This is a genomic window from Burkholderia sp. RF2-non_BP3 (genome assembly GCF_001522185.1).
Lineage (GTDB): Bacteria > Pseudomonadota > Gammaproteobacteria > Burkholderiales > Burkholderiaceae > Burkholderia > Burkholderia diffusa.
On the sequence record NZ_LOSU01000032.1, the window covers coordinates 125,690 to 141,469 of the forward strand.

Annotated in this window: 15 protein-coding genes; 13 read left to right on the forward strand and 2 right to left on the reverse strand. The window is 68.6% G+C overall.

Annotated elements, in window-relative coordinates; all coding sequences use genetic code 11:
• Nucleotides 1–39: 39 nt before the first annotated feature.
• The 3 genes from WS45_RS15535 (at nt 40) to WS45_RS15545 (ending at nt 2,814) form a co-directional block, all read left to right on the forward strand.
• Nucleotides 40–1,338 carry a THUMP domain-containing class I SAM-dependent RNA methyltransferase gene (locus WS45_RS15535; protein ID WP_059535360.1) on the forward strand — a complete coding sequence of 433 codons (1,299 nt, stop codon included), beginning with the start codon at nt 40–42 and terminating at the stop codon, nt 1,336–1,338.
• A gap of 293 nt (nt 1,339–1,631) precedes the next feature.
• Nucleotides 1,632–2,054, forward strand: a complete 423-nt coding sequence (locus WS45_RS15540; RefSeq protein WP_059700689.1) for a VOC family protein — start codon at nt 1,632–1,634, stop codon at nt 2,052–2,054.
• A gap of 73 nt (nt 2,055–2,127) precedes the next feature.
• Entirely contained in the window at nt 2,128–2,814 is a 687-nt protein-coding gene (locus WS45_RS15545; protein ID WP_059535356.1) for a helix-turn-helix transcriptional regulator, read from the forward strand.
• 52 nt (nt 2,815–2,866) lie between these two features.
• Here the strand turns inward: WS45_RS15545 and WS45_RS15550 are convergent, their stop codons facing one another.
• Nucleotides 2,867–3,790: a carbon-nitrogen hydrolase family protein gene (locus WS45_RS15550; RefSeq protein WP_059700690.1), complete on the reverse strand. Its 924-nt coding sequence runs from the start codon at nt 3,788–3,790 to the stop codon at nt 2,867–2,869.
• A 79-nt stretch (nt 3,791–3,869) separates the two neighbouring features.
• Here WS45_RS15550 and WS45_RS15555 point away from each other — a divergent pair, with 79 nt between their 5' ends.
• From WS45_RS15555 to WS45_RS15570, 4 genes are all read left to right on the forward strand, one after another.
• Entirely contained in the window at nt 3,870–4,790 is a 921-nt protein-coding gene (locus WS45_RS15555) for a LysR family transcriptional regulator (protein WP_059700691.1), read from the forward strand.
• A gap of 188 nt (nt 4,791–4,978) precedes the next feature.
• Nucleotides 4,979–5,488: an NUDIX hydrolase gene (locus WS45_RS15560; RefSeq protein WP_059700692.1), complete on the forward strand. Its 510-nt coding sequence runs from the start codon at nt 4,979–4,981 to the stop codon at nt 5,486–5,488.
• Entirely contained in the window at nt 5,485–6,663 is a 1,179-nt protein-coding gene (gene mnmA / locus WS45_RS15565) for a tRNA 2-thiouridine(34) synthase MnmA (protein WP_059700693.1), read from the forward strand. The genes WS45_RS15560 and mnmA overlap by 4 nt, the downstream gene beginning before the upstream one ends.
• Nucleotides 6,664–6,781: 118 nt before the next feature.
• Nucleotides 6,782–8,401, forward strand: coding sequence for an FMN-binding glutamate synthase family protein (locus WS45_RS15570; protein ID WP_059689064.1), 1,620 nt, complete (start codon nt 6,782–6,784; stop codon nt 8,399–8,401).
• A gap of 91 nt (nt 8,402–8,492) precedes the next feature.
• Here WS45_RS15570 and WS45_RS15575 read toward each other — a convergent pair whose 3' ends face one another.
• The gene (locus WS45_RS15575; protein ID WP_059700743.1) at nt 8,493–9,104 is read right to left on the reverse strand and encodes a glutathione S-transferase family protein; all 612 of its coding nucleotides are present in this window, start codon (nt 9,102–9,104) and stop codon (nt 8,493–8,495) included.
• A 188-nt stretch (nt 9,105–9,292) separates the two neighbouring features.
• Between WS45_RS15575 and WS45_RS15580 the strand changes: the two genes are divergently transcribed.
• The 6 genes from WS45_RS15580 (at nt 9,293) to ruvC (ending at nt 15,714) form a co-directional block, all read left to right on the forward strand.
• Entirely contained in the window at nt 9,293–10,690 is a 1,398-nt protein-coding gene (locus WS45_RS15580) for an aminopeptidase P N-terminal domain-containing protein (protein ID WP_059700694.1), read from the forward strand.
• A 90-nt stretch (nt 10,691–10,780) separates the two neighbouring features.
• Complete coding sequence (locus tag WS45_RS15585) at nt 10,781–11,968, forward strand: UbiH/UbiF/VisC/COQ6 family ubiquinone biosynthesis hydroxylase (RefSeq protein WP_059700695.1); 1,188 nt, start codon at nt 10,781–10,783, stop codon at nt 11,966–11,968.
• Nucleotides 11,969–12,112: 144 nt separating this feature from the next.
• Complete coding sequence (dusB, locus tag WS45_RS15590) at nt 12,113–13,180, forward strand: tRNA dihydrouridine synthase DusB (RefSeq protein ID WP_059689065.1); 1,068 nt, start codon at nt 12,113–12,115, stop codon at nt 13,178–13,180.
• A complete protein-coding gene (locus WS45_RS15595) occupies nt 13,177–13,410 on the forward strand; it encodes a Fis family transcriptional regulator (protein ID WP_006476892.1) in 234 nt (77 codons plus the stop codon). Before dusB ends, WS45_RS15595 begins: the two co-directional genes overlap by 4 nt.
• Before the next feature lie 44 nt (nt 13,411–13,454).
• Nucleotides 13,455–15,020 carry a bifunctional phosphoribosylaminoimidazolecarboxamide formyltransferase/IMP cyclohydrolase gene (gene purH, locus WS45_RS15600; RefSeq protein WP_059700696.1) on the forward strand — a complete coding sequence of 522 codons (1,566 nt, stop codon included), beginning with the start codon at nt 13,455–13,457 and terminating at the stop codon, nt 15,018–15,020.
• 151 nt (nt 15,021–15,171) lie between these two features.
• The gene (ruvC, locus tag WS45_RS15605; protein ID WP_059465409.1) at nt 15,172–15,714 is read left to right on the forward strand and encodes a crossover junction endodeoxyribonuclease RuvC; all 543 of its coding nucleotides are present in this window, start codon (nt 15,172–15,174) and stop codon (nt 15,712–15,714) included.
• The last annotated feature ends 66 nt before the right edge of the window (nt 15,715–15,780 follow it).

Genomic DNA, 15,780 nt, shown 5'->3' on the forward strand with positions numbered 1-15,780 from the left:
GCGTACAATAGTGGACTTTTGCACGTCCTCACCCGCCTTATGTCCTCGCCCACCCTGTACGAATTCTTCGCTCCCTGCCCGCGCGGCCTCGAAGCGGCGCTTGCCGCCGAGCTGGCCGAAATCGCCGGCCGACATCTGGACGGCGCGCCGTTCACCGCGGGCGCGCAGGTGCCGGGCGGCGTTCATTTCCGCGGCGGCTGGGCCGCCGGCATGGCCGCGAACCTCCATTCGCGGATCGCGAGCCGGATCCTGCTGAAGATCGCGCACCGCCCGTACCGCACCGAGCAGGACGTCTACGCGCTCGCGCTCGAGCAGCCATGGGAACGCTGGTTCGCATCGACGCAGACGCTGCGCGTCGACATCACCGCGATCAAGTCGCCGCTGAAGAGCCTCGAATTCGCGACGCTGCGCGTGAAGGACGCGATCTGCGACCGGATGCGCGACAAGACCGGCGCACGCCCGAGCATCGACACCGGCGCGCCGGACGTGCGCGTGTTCGCGTTCCTGACCGCCACCGAGTGCACGCTGTACCTCGATACGTCGGGCGAGCCGCTGTTCAAGCGCGGCTGGCGCCTCGACAAGGGCGCGGCGCCGTTGCGCGAGAACCTCGCGGCCGGCATCCTGCGCCTGACGGGCTGGACGCCCGGCACGCCGCTGTACGACCCGATGTGCGGCAGCGGCACCTTCCTCGCGGAAGCCGCGCAGATCGCGCTCGGCGTCGCACCGGGCGTCGAGCGCCGGTTCGGCTTCGAAAAGCTCAAGCAGTACGACATCACCGCATGGCAGGGCCTGAAGGTCGCGGCGCTCGACGCGAAGCGCGCGGCGCGCGGCAAGCGCGATTCGCTCGGCGTGTACGGCAGCGACATCTCGGGCGACATGCTCGAGAAGGCGCGCGCGAACCTCGAGCGTGCGGGCGTGCCGTCGGTGTGGCTCAAGCAGGTCGACGCGCGCGGGATGACGCCGCCGTGCGACGGCCCGGGCATCATCCTCGCGAACCCGCCGTACGGCGAGCGGATCGAGGTACGCGGCCGCAGCGCGCGCGGCGAGGTGCGCGAGACCGGCCGCAACCGCGGCAACGACGACGCCTTCCGCCGCACGCACACCGACGCGCCGGACAGCGAATTCTTCAACGCGCTGGGCGATGCGCTCAAGCAGCGCTTCACGGGCTGGCAGGCGTTCCTGCTGACGTCGGACCGGTCGCTGCCGGGCCAGTTGCGCCTGCGCGAATCGGCGAAGACGCCGCTGTTCAACGGCGCGCTCGAATGCCGGCTGTTCCGCTTCGACCTGATCGCCGGCAGCGTGAAGGCACGCCCGGCCGCGCCGGAAGGCGACGCCTGACACGCGAGACGGCCGCCGCGGCCGCCTGCTGACACCCCACGACGCCCGGCCTGTGCCGGGCGTTTTTCTTTCCGCCGCACCCACGCGGGCGGACGCCCCGCGTGCCGCCCCGCCACCCGCGCGCCGATGCGCTTCCCGCACCGCCCTTACCCGCCCAGGCCGTCAGGTTCGCCCTTTTGTCAGCACCGCCACGACTACTGACAGCACGCTGTCAGCAGCCCCCGATCACACTGCAATCCCGGCGCAATGCAAGGCTGGTTTCCATCAAGAACCCGAACAACAAGGAGCTCGTCATGACGTCCGCAACTGCAACTGCAACTGCAACCGAAACCGCAACCCTGGAACGCGCGATCGCGTGGTTCGACATCCCGTCCCTCGATTTCGACCGGGCGATCCGTTTCTACGAAACCGTGCTGCAGACGACGCTGCAGCGCGAAGTCATCGGCGGCGTGCCGATGGCCGTGTTCGATCACGAAGCGTCGAGCACGGGCGGCAGCATCGTGTTCGATCCGCAGCAGATGAAGCCGAGCGCGAACGGCGTGCTCGTGTACCTGAACGCCGGGGAATCGGTCGTGGCGGCGCTCGAACGCGCGAAGCGCGCAGGCGGCGTCGTGCAGGGCTCGGTCGTCGAGCTGCCGAACAACTACGGCTACATCGGCTACCTGATCGATACCGAAGGCAACCGCGTCGGCCTGCACGCACCGAAATGCCACTGAGTGCATCCACGAGCCGGCCGGCACGGCGCTATCATCGCGAAGTCCCCGTAGCCGTTGGAGTCGAGGTTCAGCCATGACGCGCCGTGCCGACCGCCTGTTCCAGATCGCCGAGCTGCTGCGCGGGCGTCGTCTCACGACCGCGCAGCAGCTCGCCGACTGGCTGTCGGTATCGCCGCGCACGGTCTATCGCGACGTGCGCGACCTGCAACTGTCAGGGGTGCCGATCGAAGGCGAAGCCGGCATCGGCTACCGGCTGAACCGCAACGCGAGCCTGCCGCCGCTCACGTTCACGGCCGAGGAGCTCGCGGCGCTCGCGGCCGGCGCGCGGATGCTCGAGACCTGGGGCGGCGCGCGCTTCGCGGGCGGCGCGCGTTCGGCGCTCGCGAAGATCGCGTCGGCGATGCCGGCCGACAAGCGCACCGCGCTCGATCGCCTGCCGGTGTTCGCGCCGTCGTTCCACATCGACGAGACGTTCTGCGCGAAGGTCGACGCGATCCACCAGGCGGTCGACACGCACCACATCGTCAGCTTCGACTACCGCGACCGGCTCGGCGCGCACACGAAGCGCCGCGTGTGGCCGCTCGGGCTCGTCTACTGGGGCGGACGCTGGACGATCGGCGCGTGGTGCGAGCTGCGCGACGACTTCCGCACCTTCGACATCGCGCGGATGGGCGACATCACCGTGCACGAGCAGTTTCCAGACATGGAAGGCCGGCGCATCGCCGACTACATGCGGATCGCGGAAGCGCCGATGCGCTGACGCGCGCCGCCGCCACTCGCATGCCGGGGCGTCCGCGCCCCGGCAACGCCCGTCATTCTCCGAACACGACCGACCGCTTCGGCCGCTCGTCGACGTGCAGCGAAAACACGTCGGGGCGCGCATAGTGCCCGACCACGTCGAAGTCGTAACGCGCACGCACGAGCTCGTCCGTATCGATGCGCGCGGTCACCAGCCCGGCCTCGCCGATCAGCGGCTCCGTCAGCAGGTCGCCGAGCGGCCCGACGATCACGCTGCCGCCGCGGATCAGCGGCCGCTCGGGATCCCAGCCCGGCACGTCGATGCCGAGCGCGCGCGGCGACGGCTGCACCTGGCACGCGCTCACGACGAAGCAGCGCCCTTCGTGCGCGATGTGCCGCATCGAGCTTTGCCACAGGTCGCGTTCGTCCACGGTCGGCGCGCACCAGATCTGCACGCCTTTCGCATACATCGCGCAGCGCAGCAGCGGCATGTGGTTCTCCCAGCAGATCGCGGCGCCCGCACGGCCCGCGGCCGTGTCGATCACCGGCAGTGTCGAGCCGTCGCCCTGCCCCCAGATCAGCCGCTCGGTGCCGGTCGGCATCAGCTTGCGGTGCTTCGCGACGAGCCCGTCGCGCGGATCGAAGAACAGCGCCGTGCAGTAAAGCGTGCTGCCGCCACGCTCGATCACGCCGATCACGAGGCTCGCGCCCGTGCGCTGCGACAGCGCGGCCAGTTCGTCGGTTTCGGGCCCCGGCACGTCGATCGCCTGCGCGGCGTAACGCGCATACGCGTCGCGGCCCTCGGGCAGCCGGTAGCCGAGCCGCGTGCCGAAGATCTCGCCCTTCGGATAGCCGCCGAGCACGGCCTCGGGCAGCACGACGAGCGACGCGCCGCTGTCGCGGATCGCGGCTTCGTAGCCGAGGATCGTGTCGAGCGTGGCGCGCGTGCCGGCGGGCGATGCGCCGATCTGCAGCGCGGCGATGACTGAGGTGGACATGAAGGCGTCTCCGGTGAGTGGGTGACGCCATCTTTATCGATATCATTTCATCGATCAAATCGATAAAACGATAACTGACATGAATACGGATGATATCGCCGCGCTCGACCTGAATCTGCTGAAGGTGTTCGAGGCGCTGTACGAGGAAGGCGGCGCGAGCCGCGCGGCGCTGCGGCTCGGCCTCACGCAATCGGCGGCGAGCGCGGCGCTCGCGCGGCTGCGCGTGATCTACGCCGATCCGCTGTTCGTGCGCACCGGCCGCGGGCTCGCGCCGACGCCGCGCGCGGACGAACTGAAGCCGATCCTCTCCGACGCGCTCGACCGCTGCCGCGCAAGCCTCGCGATCGCGGCCGACGGCGGCGAGCGGGTCGGCCGTACGATCTCGATCGGGCTGTCGGACGACTTCGAGATCGCGCTCGGCCGCGCGCTGATCGACGCGGTCGCCCGCGAAGCCGCGGGCATCCGGCTGATCTTCCGGCAGACGCACAGCGGCATCGCGGGCGACGCGCTGCTGCGGCACGGCGTCGATCTCGCGATCGCGTCGGGCGGGTTCTCGGCGAACGGGCTGAGCCGGCGCGCGGTCGCGACAGGCGGCTACGCGTGCCTGATCGATCCGGCCGGCCGCGCGCACGCGCCGAGCACGCTCGCGCTCGCCGATTTCGTGCAGCGCGACCATCTGCTCGTGTCGTCGGGCGGCGTGATCGGGATCGTCGACGAAGCGCTGGCCGCGCTCGGCCACAAACGGCGCGTCGCGGCGTCGACCACGCATTTCGCGGCGCTGCCGTACCTGCTCGCCGGCTCCGACGCGGTGGCGACGATTCCGGCGCACGCGGCTCGCGCGATCGCGCAGGCGACGTCGCTGCGCGCGCTCGCGTGCCCGGTCGAGCTGCCGCGCTATCCGGTGGAAATCGGCTGGCGCACGAGCACGCAGCGCGACCCGGCGATCGTGCGCGTGCGGGATACGATCGCCGCCTGCGTCGCGACCATCGTCGCGCCGTGAAAAACGGGGCGCGATTCGGCGCGTGACGGTCGGACCGCCCTGGCTGGCCGCCCGCCTGGGCAGGCGGCGCCGCCGGAACGCGTCGCGGCGATCGGGCAGACCCGTTGCCGCCACAAGAACGACCGGGGTCGGATTCGTCTAACCTGACGGCCGGCAGCGTCCGGGCGCAACCGGTAAAATGCCGAACCATGAAACCCGAAATCTGGACCCCGCATGTGACCGTCGCGGCGCTCGTCGAGCGTGCCGGTCGCTTTCTCGTGATCGAGGAAGAAACCTCGACGGGCCTGCGCATCAACCAGCCGGCCGGTCATCTCGAAGCCGGCGAGACGCTCGCCGACGCCGTGATCCGCGAGACGCTCGAGGAAACCGCGCATCCGTTCGTGCCCGACGCGCTCGTCGGCGTCTATCTCGCGCACTACGACCGCCCCGACAGCGCCGGTGCGACCTACCTGCGCTTCACGTTCTGCGGCACGGCCGGCGAGCCGCTGCCGGGCCACATGCTCGACGACGGCATCGTCCGCACGCTGTGGATGAGCGCCGACGAATTGCGCGCGTGCAGCGAGCGCCACCGCTCGCCGGCGGTGATGCGCTGCGTCGACGACTATCTCGCCGGGCGGCGCATTCCGCTCGATTTCGTGCACACGCATTCGGTCGCGCCGCGCCCGGAAGCACTCGACCGTCAGGCGGTAAACAAATGAGCAAGCGCCGTGTAGTAGTGGGCATGTCGGGCGGCGTCGATTCGTCGGTGACCGCGTGGCTGCTGAAGGAACAGGGGTACGACGTGGTCGGCCTGTTCATGAAGAACTGGGAAGACGACGACGACGGCGAATACTGCTCGACGCGCCAGGACTGGATCGACGTGGTGTCGGTGGCCGACCTGATCGGCATCGACGTGGAAGCCGTGAACTTCGCGGCCGAATACAAGGACCGCGTGTTCGCCGAATTCCTGCGCGAATATTCGGCCGGCCGCACGCCGAACCCGGACGTGCTGTGCAACGCCGAGATCAAGTTCAAGGCGTTCCTCGACCACGCGATGTCGCTCGATGCGGAAATGATCGCAACCGGCCACTACGCGCGCGTGCGCGAGCGCGACGGTCGCTTCGAACTGCTGAAGGCATTCGATCATACGAAGGACCAGTCGTACTTCCTGCACCGGCTGAACCAGGCGCAGCTGTCGAAGACGATGTTCCCGCTCGGCGAGATCCCGAAGACGAAGGTGCGCGAGATCGCCGCGCAGATCGGCCTGCCGAACGCGAAGAAGAAGGACTCGACCGGCATCTGCTTCATCGGCGAACGGCCGTTCCGCGACTTCCTGAACCGCTATCTTCCGACGAAACCCGGCCCGATGAAGACGCCCGACGGCAAGGTCGTCGGCGAGCACATCGGCCTCGCGTTCTACACGTTCGGCCAGCGCAAGGGCATCGGCCTCGGCGGCAGCAAGGACGGCAGCGGCGAACCGTGGTTCGTCGCGGCGAAGGACATCGCGTCGAACACGCTGTACGTCGTGCAGGGCCACGACCACCCGTGGCTGCTGTCGCGCGAGCTCGTCGCCGGCAACGTGAGCTGGGTCGCGGGCGAGCCGCCGGCCGAAGGCTTCTCGTGCGGGGCGAAGACGCGCTACCGGCAGGCCGATGCGGCCTGCACGTTCGGCCGGGCCGCGTTCGGCCGGGCCGCGCTCGATCAGGCCGACGGCGAGCGCTTCTCGCTCGCGTTCGACGACGCGCAATGGGCGGTCACGCCGGGCCAGTCGGCCGTGCTGTACGACGGCGAGATCTGCCTCGGCGGCGGCATCATCGAGTTCGCGGCCACCGGCCAGCCCGGCCAGACGGCGCCGTCGGCAACGCACGCGGGCGCGCTCGCGGAAGCACGCTGACATCCATTCGGTTTAGACTTGCGGCACGCCGCGCCCGGCGGAACACGATTCCGCCGCGGCCGGTGCGCCGCCGCGCAGCGTACGCATGGCGGCATTTCAAGATGCTTACGGAGCCCCCATGCTTTCACGACGCTACCTCGCGATGTGGTGTGCCGTCCTGCTGCTCGTTGCCGCGGCCGCACTCGCGTCGATCCACGTGCTTTCCTGGCTGTGGATCATCCTCCCCGTCGCCCTCGTCGCCCTCGGCCTGTACGACCTGAACCAGGACCGCCACGCGATCCTGCGCAATTACCCGCTCTGGGGCCATTTCCGCTTCCTGTTCGAGTTCATCCGCCCCGAGATCCGCCAGTATTTCGTCGAGGACGACACCGACGAGAAGCCGTTCTCGCGCGCGCAGCGCAGCCTCGTCTACCAGCGCGCGAAGAACGTCGCCGACAATCGCCCGTACGGTACCGAGCTGAACGTGAAGGCCGTCGCGCACGAATGGATCAGCCACTCGCTCGCGCCGACGAAGCTGCCGAACCATGACTTCCGCATCCGGGTCGGCGCGAACCGCGCGCAGCCGTACGACATCTCGATCTTCAACATCTCGGCGATGAGCTTCGGCTCGCTGTCCGCGAACGCGATCCGCTCGCTGAACCTCGGCGCGAAGAAAGGCGGATTCGCGCACGACACCGGCGAAGGCTCGCTGTCGAAGTACCACCGCGAGAACGGCGGCGACATCATCTGGGAAATCGCATCCGGCTACTTCGGCTGCCGCAACGACGACGGCACGTTCAATCCGGACAAGTTCGCGAAGCAGGCCGCCGATCCGCAGGTCAAGATGATCGAGATCAAGCTGTCGCAAGGCGCGAAGCCGGGCCACGGCGGCGTGCTGCCGGCCGCGAAGATCACGCCCGAGATCGCCGAGACACGCGGCGTGCCGATGGGCAAGGACTGCATCTCGCCCGCGACGCACTCGGAATTCTCGACGCCGCGCGGGCTGCTCGAATTCGTCGAGCGGCTGCGCACGCTGTCCGGCGGCAAGCCGACCGGCTTCAAGCTGTGCATCGGCCACCCGTGGGAATTCTTCGGGATCGCGAAGGCGATGGTCGAGACGGGCATCGTGCCGGACTTCATCGTCGTCGACGGCGCGGAAGGCGGCACCGGCGCGGCGCCGCTCGAATTCACCGACCACGTCGGCGTGCCGCTGCAGGAAGGGCTGCTGCTGGTGCACAACACGCTCGTCGGCATCGGCGTGCGCGACCGCGTGAAGATCGGCGCGAGCGGCAAGATCATCACCGCGTTCGACATCGCGCGCACGCTCGCGATCGGCGCGGACTGGGTGAATTCGGCGCGCGGCTTCATGTTCGCGGTCGGCTGCATCCAGGCGCAGCACTGTCACACCGACCGCTGCCCGACCGGCGTCGCCACGCAGGACCCGGTGCGCCAGCGCGCCATCGTCGTGCCCGACAAGGCCGAGCGCGTGTACAACTTCCACCGCAATACGCTGCATGCGCTGCAGGAACTCGTGCAGGCGGCCGGCCTCGGCCATCCGTCCGAGCTGCGCGCGCATCACATCGTGCAGCGGGTCGCGCCGCACGAGGTGCGGCTGATGTCGCAGCTGCTGAAGTACCTGAAGCCCGGCGCGCTGCTCGACGGCCAGACCTGCGGCTATACGCTGTACGACAAGTGGTGGCCGATCGCGCGCAGCGATTCGTTCGTGCTCGGCGAAACCGTTTACGCGTCGATCGAGTGACGCGATCGCCAGCCGCCGGGCGGCTCGCCATGAGAAAAGCGCCCCGTGGGGCGCTTTTCTTTTGTCTGCCCGATCCGCCGCCGGCGGTCGGTCAGCCCTGCGGCAGCGTGTCGACGAACGTCTGCCGCTGCGACAGCTTCACGAAATGCTTGTCGAGGTTCGGATGGCGATCGCGCCAGTTGAGTTCGGGCATCCGGAAGTCGAGGTAGCCGAGCGCGCAGCCGAGTGCGATGTCGGCGAGCGTGTAATGATTGCCGACGCACCACGTCTTGCCGCCGATGCCCTGCGACATCGCGACGAGCGCGTCGTCGATCTTGCGCTGCTGACGCGCGATCCAGCTCGCGCTGCGCTGCGCTTCGTCGCGCAGCGTGTGTTCGAGACGAATCGCCACGGCCGCGTCGAGCACGCCGTCACCCAGCGCTTCCCAGCACCGCACTTCGACACGTTCGCGCCCCGACGGCGGAATCAGCTTGCCGACCGGCGACAGCGTATCGACGTATTCGCAGATCACGCGGGAATCGAACACCGCGGCACCATCCTCCATCACGAGACACGGGACCTTGCCGAGCGGATTCGATGCATGAATGTTCGTATCCGGCGCCCACACGTTCTCGAGCTCCAGCTTGTAGTCGATCTTCTTTTCAGCAAGCACGATCCGCGCCTTTCGGACGTACGGGCTGCTGAGCGAACCGATTAATTTCATCATCTGCCTTTTTAAGGGAACCGCCGAGAGTATACGTTGTCGCCGATCATAACCGGCCGGCGTGGCCGGGCAGAAAATCTGCCCGTCCGGCCTGTGGATGGTTTGCAACAGCCGTCGCCGAGCCCCGTCCGGCGCGGCTTGCAGCCGCGCCTCTCACACACCGCGTCCGGCGGCGCTACAATCGCACGATGAATGCGCCCCTCGATACCGCCATCGCCGTCGACGTCTACCGCCAGCGCCGCGAACGCGTGCTTGCCGCACTGCGCGCCGCGGGCGGCGGCGTCGCCATCGTTCCCACCGCGCCGGAAATGCTGCGCAACCGCGATACGGCCTTCCCGTACCGGCATGACAGCTACTTCCACTACCTGACGGGCTTCACCGAGCCGGACGCCGTGCTCGTGCTGAACGCCGCCGGGTCGCAAGGCACGCCGGAATCGATCCTGTTCTGCCGCGCGAAGAATGCCGATCGCGAGATCTGGGAAGGTTTCCATTACGGGCCCGAGGCCGCGCGCGACGCGTTCGGCTTCGACGCGGCCTACGCGGTCGACGTGATCGACACCGAAATGCCGCGCCTGCTCGCCGATGCGGGCACCGTGCACTATCGGTTCGGTGCCTCGGCCGAGTTCGACCGCCAGCTCGCCGGCTGGATCGATGCGGTGCGCGCGCAGGCGCGCACGGGTGTCGCCGCGCCGGACGCGCTGCTCGACCTCACGCCGCTCGTCGACGACATGCGGCTCGTGAAGGACGAACACGAGCTCGCGATCATGATGCGCGCCGCGCACATCTCCGCGCTCGCGCACCGTCGTGCGATGCAGGTGTGCCGCCCGGGGATCCGCGAATACGAACTCGAGGCCGAGCTGCTGTACACGTTCCGCAAGCATGGCGCGCAGGCGCCCGCGTACGGCTCGATCGTCGCGGCCGGCGCGAACGCGTGCGTGCTGCACTACCCGGCCGGCAACGCGGCCGCGCGCGACGGCGACCTGATCCTGATCGATGCCGCGTGCGAACTCGACGGCTACGCGTCGGACATCACGCGCACGTTCCCGGCCAACGGGCGCTTCTCGCCCGCGCAGCGCACGCTGTACGACATCGTGCTCGCCGCGCAGCAGGCCGCAATCGACGCGACGCGCGCGGGCGTGTCGTTCGAGGCGCCGCACGACGCGGCCGTGCGCGTGCTGGCGCAAGGGCTGCTCGATACGGGCATCATCCCGAAGGCGCGCTTCTCGAACGTCGACGACGTGATCGCCGAGCGCGCGTACGCACGCTTCTACATGCACCGCACCGGCCATTGGATCGGCATGGACGTGCACGATTGCGGCGACTACCGCGAACGGCTCGCCGCGCGCGACGCCGACGGCGCGTTGCCGTGGCGCACGCTGAAACCCGGCATGACGCTTACCGTCGAGCCGGGCCTGTACGTGCGCGCAGCCGACGACGTGCCGTACGAATACTGGAACATCGGCATCCGCATCGAGGACGACGCGATCGTGCGCGAGCACGGTTGCGAGCTGATCACGCGCGACGTGCCGGTGGCGGCCGCCGAGATCGAGGCGCTGATGCGCGCGGGCGCGGCGCACGGCGCGTGAGCGTGCCGCAGGTTGCCCTCGCCCCGCTGTCGAGCCACCGTTGTCTCGCTGTTGACCGCCGTTGACCGTTACCCCGTTTCACGAACACTGATGACGACCGCTTCCTCCCCGGCCACGCCGGACTACGATCTCGCCATCGTCGGCGCCGGCCCCGTCGGGCTCGCGCTCGCCGGCTGGCTCGCCCGCCGCAGCGCGACGCAGCACGCGTCGATCGCGCTGATCGACGCGCGCGAGCCGGCCGCGAGCGCGAACGACCCGCGCGCGATCGCCGTATCGCACGGCAGCCGCGTGCTGCTCGACACGCTCGGATGGCCGGGCGACGCGACGCCGATCGAACACATCCACGTGTCGCAGCGCGGCCATTTCGGCCGCACGCTGATCGACCGCGACGAGCACGACCTCGCCGCGCTCGGCTACGTCGTACGCTACGGTTCGATCGTGCAGGCGCTCGCGCAGGCCGTGCGCGGCACGCGCGTCGACTGGCTCACATCGACCACCGCGCGCACGCCGCAACAGGACGCCGACGGCGTCACGCTGACGCTCGACGGTCCGCAAGGCGAGCGTACGCTGCGCGCGCGCATCGTCATCAACGCCGAAGGCGGGCTGTTCCACGAACAGCAGGCCGATACCGGCAAGCATCGCCGCGACTACGGTCAGACCGCGATCGTCGGCACGGTCACGGTCTCGGCGCCGCGCCCGAACGTCGCATGGGAACGCTTCACGCACGAAGGCCCGCTCGCGCTGCTGCCGCTCGGGGGGCCGCGCCAGGCCGAGTATTCGCTCGTATGGTGCTGCACTCCCGACGAAGCGGCCCGCCGCGCCGCCCTTCCCGACGACGCGTTCCTGCGCGAACTCGGCGCTGCCTTTGGCGAGCGGATGGGGCAGTTCGTCGCGATCGCGGGGCGCGCCTCGTTCCCGCTCGGACTGAACGCGGCACAAACGCTCGTCAGCGGGCGCATCGCGATCGTCGGCAACGCCGCGCAAACGCTGCATCCGGTCGCCGGCCAGGGGCTCAATCTCGGGCTGCGCGATGCGCATACGCTCGTCGACGCGCTGTCCACCCAAGGCTTCGAACCGACCGCGCTCGCAACCTTCAACGCGCGGCGTGCACTCGACCGCCGCTTCACGATCGGCGCGACCGACACGCTCGCGCGGTTGTTCACGGTCGACACAGGTCCCCTTCCGCTGTTGCGCGGCGCGGCGCTCACCGCGCTCGAATTCGTCCCGCCGCTGAAGAAGGCGATCGCGCGCCAGATGATGTTCGGCCAGCGCAACTGACGCGCGGCGCGGCGCGCGTTGCATGTCGTCGGCGCCGTGCAAACCGGGTCAAATCGGCGGGGCATGGGAATACGGTAAAATGCGCGTTTTCCCTCCGCCCTTTTTTGCCCGCGACGCCCGGCGCTCGCGGGCGGTGCCATTGCGATGCCCGTTATCGGCCCTCACGTATTGCGCAACAACCTGTTCGTCGCCCCGATGGCCGGGGTGACGGATCGCCCGTTTCGCCAGCTGTGCAAGCGGCTGGGGGCCGGATACGCCGTGTCCGAGATGGTCGCGTCCAATGCGCAGCTGTGGAAGAGCGCGAAGACGATGCGGCGAGCGAACCACGAAGGCGAAGTCGAGCCGATCGCGGTGCAGATCGCCGGCGCCGATCCGGCGATGATGGCTGAAGCCGCCCGCTACAACGTCGACAACGGCGCGCAGATCATCGACATCAACATGGGCTGCCCGGCGAAGAAGGTCTGCAACGTCGCGGCCGGCTCCGCGCTGCTGCAGAACGAGCCGCTCGTGCAGCGGATCGTCGAGGCCGTCGTCGCGGCGGTCGGCACGGGGCCGGATGCGGTGCCCGTCACGTTGAAGATCCGCACCGGCTGGGATCGCGAGCACAAGAACGCAATCACGGTCGCGCGCCTCGCCGAGGCGGCCGGCATCTCGATGCTGACCGTGCACGGCCGCACGCGCGCCGACCTCTACCGCGGCGACGCGGAATACGACACCATCGCGGCCGTGAAGGCGGCCGTGCACATCCCGGTCGTCGCGAACGGCGACATCACGTCGCCGGCGAAAGCGAAGGCCGTGCTCGACGCAACCGGCGCCGACGCACTGATGATCGGTCGTGCCGCGCAAGGCCGGCCATGGCTGTTCCGTGAAATCGATCATTTCCTGCAAACCGGCGAGCTGCTGCCCCCGCCGCGGATCGACGAGATCCAGCACGTGATGAACGAACACCTGGAAGACCACTACGCGTTCTATGGTGAATTCACCGGCGTCCGTACTGCGCGCAAGCACATCGGCTGGTACACTCGCGGCCTTTCCGGTGCCAACGGGTTCCGGCACAGGATGAACACGCTCGATTCCACCCGCGAGCAGCTCGCCGCCGTCAATGCATTCTTCGAGGCGCAAAAAGCGCTGTCGGACCACCTCGTCTACGTCGATGACGAAGAGGAAAACGGCCAGGGCGAGTCGGACGACCATAACCAGTTAGCAGCATGAGCAAGCACAACATCGAACAATGTGTCCGCGAGAGCCTGGACGTGTATTTCCGGGATCTAGACGGCTCCAATCCGCACGACGTCTATGAAATGGTGATGTCCTGCGTCGAAAAGCCGATGCTCGAGGTCGTGCTCGTACAGGCCGGCGGCAACCAGTCGCTCGCCGCCGAGTACCTCGGCATCAATCGCAATACGCTGCGCAAGAAGCTGCAGCAGCACGGCCTGCTGTAGGCAGCCGTCCCGTCCCCGTTTCCCTGGCTATTGGTGGTTCCATCATGATCAAGCAAGCGCTCATTTCCGTTTCCGACAAGACCGGCATCGTCGACTTCGCGAAGTCGCTGTCCGACCTCGGCGTCAAGCTGCTGTCGACCGGCGGCACCGCGAAACTCCTCGCCGACGCGGGCCTGCCCGTTACCGAAGTGGCCGACTACACGGACTTTCCGGAAATGCTCGATGGGCGCGTGAAGACGCTCCACCCGAAGGTGCACGGCGGCATCCTCGCCCGCCGCGACCTGCCCGAGCACATGCAGGCGCTGGAGCAGCACGGCATCCCGACGATCGACCTGCTGGTCGTGAACCTGTATCCGTTCGTCGCGACGATCGCGAAGGACGACTGCACGCTCGCCGACGCGATCGAGAACATCGACATCGGCGGCCCGACGATGCTGCGCTCGGCCGCGAAGAACCACCGCGACGTGACGGTCGTCGTCGATCCGGCCGACTACGCGGTCGTGCTCGACGAAATGAAGGCGAACGGCAACGCGATCGGCTACGCGACCAACTTCCGCCTCGCGACCAAGGTGTTCGCGCACACGGCGCAATACGACGGCGCGATCACGAACTACCTGACGAGCCTGACCGACGAGCTGCAGCACGCATCGCGCAGCGCGTACCCGGCCACGCTGAACATGGCGTTCGACAAGGTGCAGGACCTGCGCTACGGCGAGAACCCGCACCAGAGCGCAGCGTTCTACCGCGACCTCGCGGCACCGGCCGGCGCACTGGCGAACTACCGCCAGCTGCAGGGCAAGGAACTGTCGTACAACAACATCGCGGATTCGGACGCGGCGTGGGAATGCGTGAAGACGTTCGACGCGCCGGCCTGCGTGATCATCAAGCATGCGAACCCGTGCGGCGTCGCGGTCGGCAACGACTCGGCCGATGCATACGCGAAGGCATTCCAGACCGACCCGACGTCGGCGTTCGGCGGCATCATCGCGTTCAACCGCGAAGTCGACGAGACGGCCGCGCAGGCGGTGGCGAAGCAGTTCGTCGAAGTGCTGATCGCGCCGTCGTTCTCGGACGCCGCGAAGCAGGTGTTCGCCGCGAAGCAGAACGTGCGCCTGCTCGAAATCGCGCTGGGCGATGGTCATAACGCGTTCGACCTGAAGCGCGTGGGCGGCGGCCTGCTCGTGCAGTCGCTCGATTCGAAGAACGTGCAGCCGAGCGAGCTGCGCGTCGTCACGAAGCGTCAACCGACCGCGAAGGAAATGGACGACCTGCTGTTCGCATGGCGCGTCGCGAAGTACGTGAAGTCGAACGCGATCGTGTTCTGCGGCAACGGCATGACGCTCGGCGTCGGCGCCGGCCAGATGAGCCGCGTCGATTCCGCGCGCATCGCGAGCATCAAGGCACAGAACGCGGGCCTTACTCTGGCCGGCTCGGCCGTTGCGTCGGATGCGTTCTTCCCGTTCCGCGACGGTCTCGACGTCGTCGTGGCGGCTGGCGCGACCTGCGTGATCCAGCCGGGCGGCTCGATGCGCGACGACGAAGTGATCGCGGCGGCCGACGAACACGGCATCGCGATGGTCCTGACGGGCGTGCGTCACTTCCGTCACTGATCGCACGCGGCCCGCGCGGCCGCTGCATGCAAACCCGGCGGCATCGCACCCGCCGGGTTTTTTATTGCGCGGCGCCGGCGCACACGACCGTGCGGCCGGCACAGCACACCATTCGTTGTAGTATCGCTGCATCAGGTTTTTCTCCTCACTCATGCGAATTCTCGGCATCGACCCCGGCCTGCGCGTCACCGGCTTCGGCATCATCGACGTCAGCGGCCATCGGCTCGCCTATGTCGCGAGCGGCGTGATCCGCACGCCAACGGCCGACCTGGCCACCCGACTCGGCACGATCTTCCAGGGCGTATCGACGCTCGTGCGCGAACACGCGCCCGACCAGGCCGCGATCGAGCAGGTGTTCGTCAACGTGAACCCGCAGTCGACACTGCTGCTCGGTCAGGCGCGCGGCGCCGCGATCTGCGGGCTCGTCGCCGGCGGCTTGCCGGTGGCCGAATACACCGCGCTGCAACTGAAGCAGGCCGTCGTCGGTTACGGCCGCGCGACCAAGTCGCAGATGCAGGAGATGGTCACGCGGCTGCTCAATCTCACGGGCCAGCCCGGCAGCGATGCGGCCGACGCGCTCGGGATGGCGATCTGCCACGCGCACAGCGGTAATACGCTCGGCACGATCAGCGGCCTCGCGCCGGCGCTCGCGAAAAAGGGGCTGCGGGTGCGGCGTGGGCGGCTCGTCGGCTGACGCAAACGGCACGCATGTCTGCGGCGCGTCGCGCATTGCGCCTGCGACCGCCCTGCCCGCCCGATC

Excerpts from the sequence above, each read along its gene's own strand:
- WS45_RS15535 (WP_059535360.1), top strand. The coding sequence starts at position 40 with ATGTCCTCGCCCACCCTGTACGAATTCTTCGCTCCCTGCCCGCGCGGC.
- WS45_RS15540 (WP_059700689.1), top strand. The coding sequence starts at position 1,632 with ATGACGTCCGCAACTGCAACTGCAACTGCAACCGAAACCGCAACCCTG.
- WS45_RS15545 (WP_059535356.1), top strand. The coding sequence starts at position 2,128 with ATGACGCGCCGTGCCGACCGCCTGTTCCAGATCGCCGAGCTGCTGCGC.
- WS45_RS15550 (WP_059700690.1), bottom strand. The coding sequence starts at position 3,790 with ATGTCCACCTCAGTCATCGCCGCGCTGCAGATCGGCGCATCGCCCGCC.
- WS45_RS15555 (WP_059700691.1), top strand. The coding sequence starts at position 3,870 with ATGAATACGGATGATATCGCCGCGCTCGACCTGAATCTGCTGAAGGTG.
- WS45_RS15560 (WP_059700692.1), top strand. The coding sequence starts at position 4,979 with ATGAAACCCGAAATCTGGACCCCGCATGTGACCGTCGCGGCGCTCGTC.
- mnmA (WP_059700693.1), top strand. The coding sequence starts at position 5,485 with ATGAGCAAGCGCCGTGTAGTAGTGGGCATGTCGGGCGGCGTCGATTCG.
- WS45_RS15570 (WP_059689064.1), top strand. The coding sequence starts at position 6,782 with ATGCTTTCACGACGCTACCTCGCGATGTGGTGTGCCGTCCTGCTGCTC.
- WS45_RS15575 (WP_059700743.1), bottom strand. The coding sequence starts at position 9,104 with ATGAAATTAATCGGTTCGCTCAGCAGCCCGTACGTCCGAAAGGCGCGG.
- WS45_RS15580 (WP_059700694.1), top strand. The coding sequence starts at position 9,293 with ATGAATGCGCCCCTCGATACCGCCATCGCCGTCGACGTCTACCGCCAG.
- WS45_RS15585 (WP_059700695.1), top strand. The coding sequence starts at position 10,781 with ATGACGACCGCTTCCTCCCCGGCCACGCCGGACTACGATCTCGCCATC.
- dusB (WP_059689065.1), top strand. The coding sequence starts at position 12,113 with ATGCCCGTTATCGGCCCTCACGTATTGCGCAACAACCTGTTCGTCGCC.
- WS45_RS15595 (WP_006476892.1), top strand. The coding sequence starts at position 13,177 with ATGAGCAAGCACAACATCGAACAATGTGTCCGCGAGAGCCTGGACGTG.
- purH (WP_059700696.1), top strand. The coding sequence starts at position 13,455 with ATGATCAAGCAAGCGCTCATTTCCGTTTCCGACAAGACCGGCATCGTC.
- ruvC (WP_059465409.1), top strand. The coding sequence starts at position 15,172 with ATGCGAATTCTCGGCATCGACCCCGGCCTGCGCGTCACCGGCTTCGGC.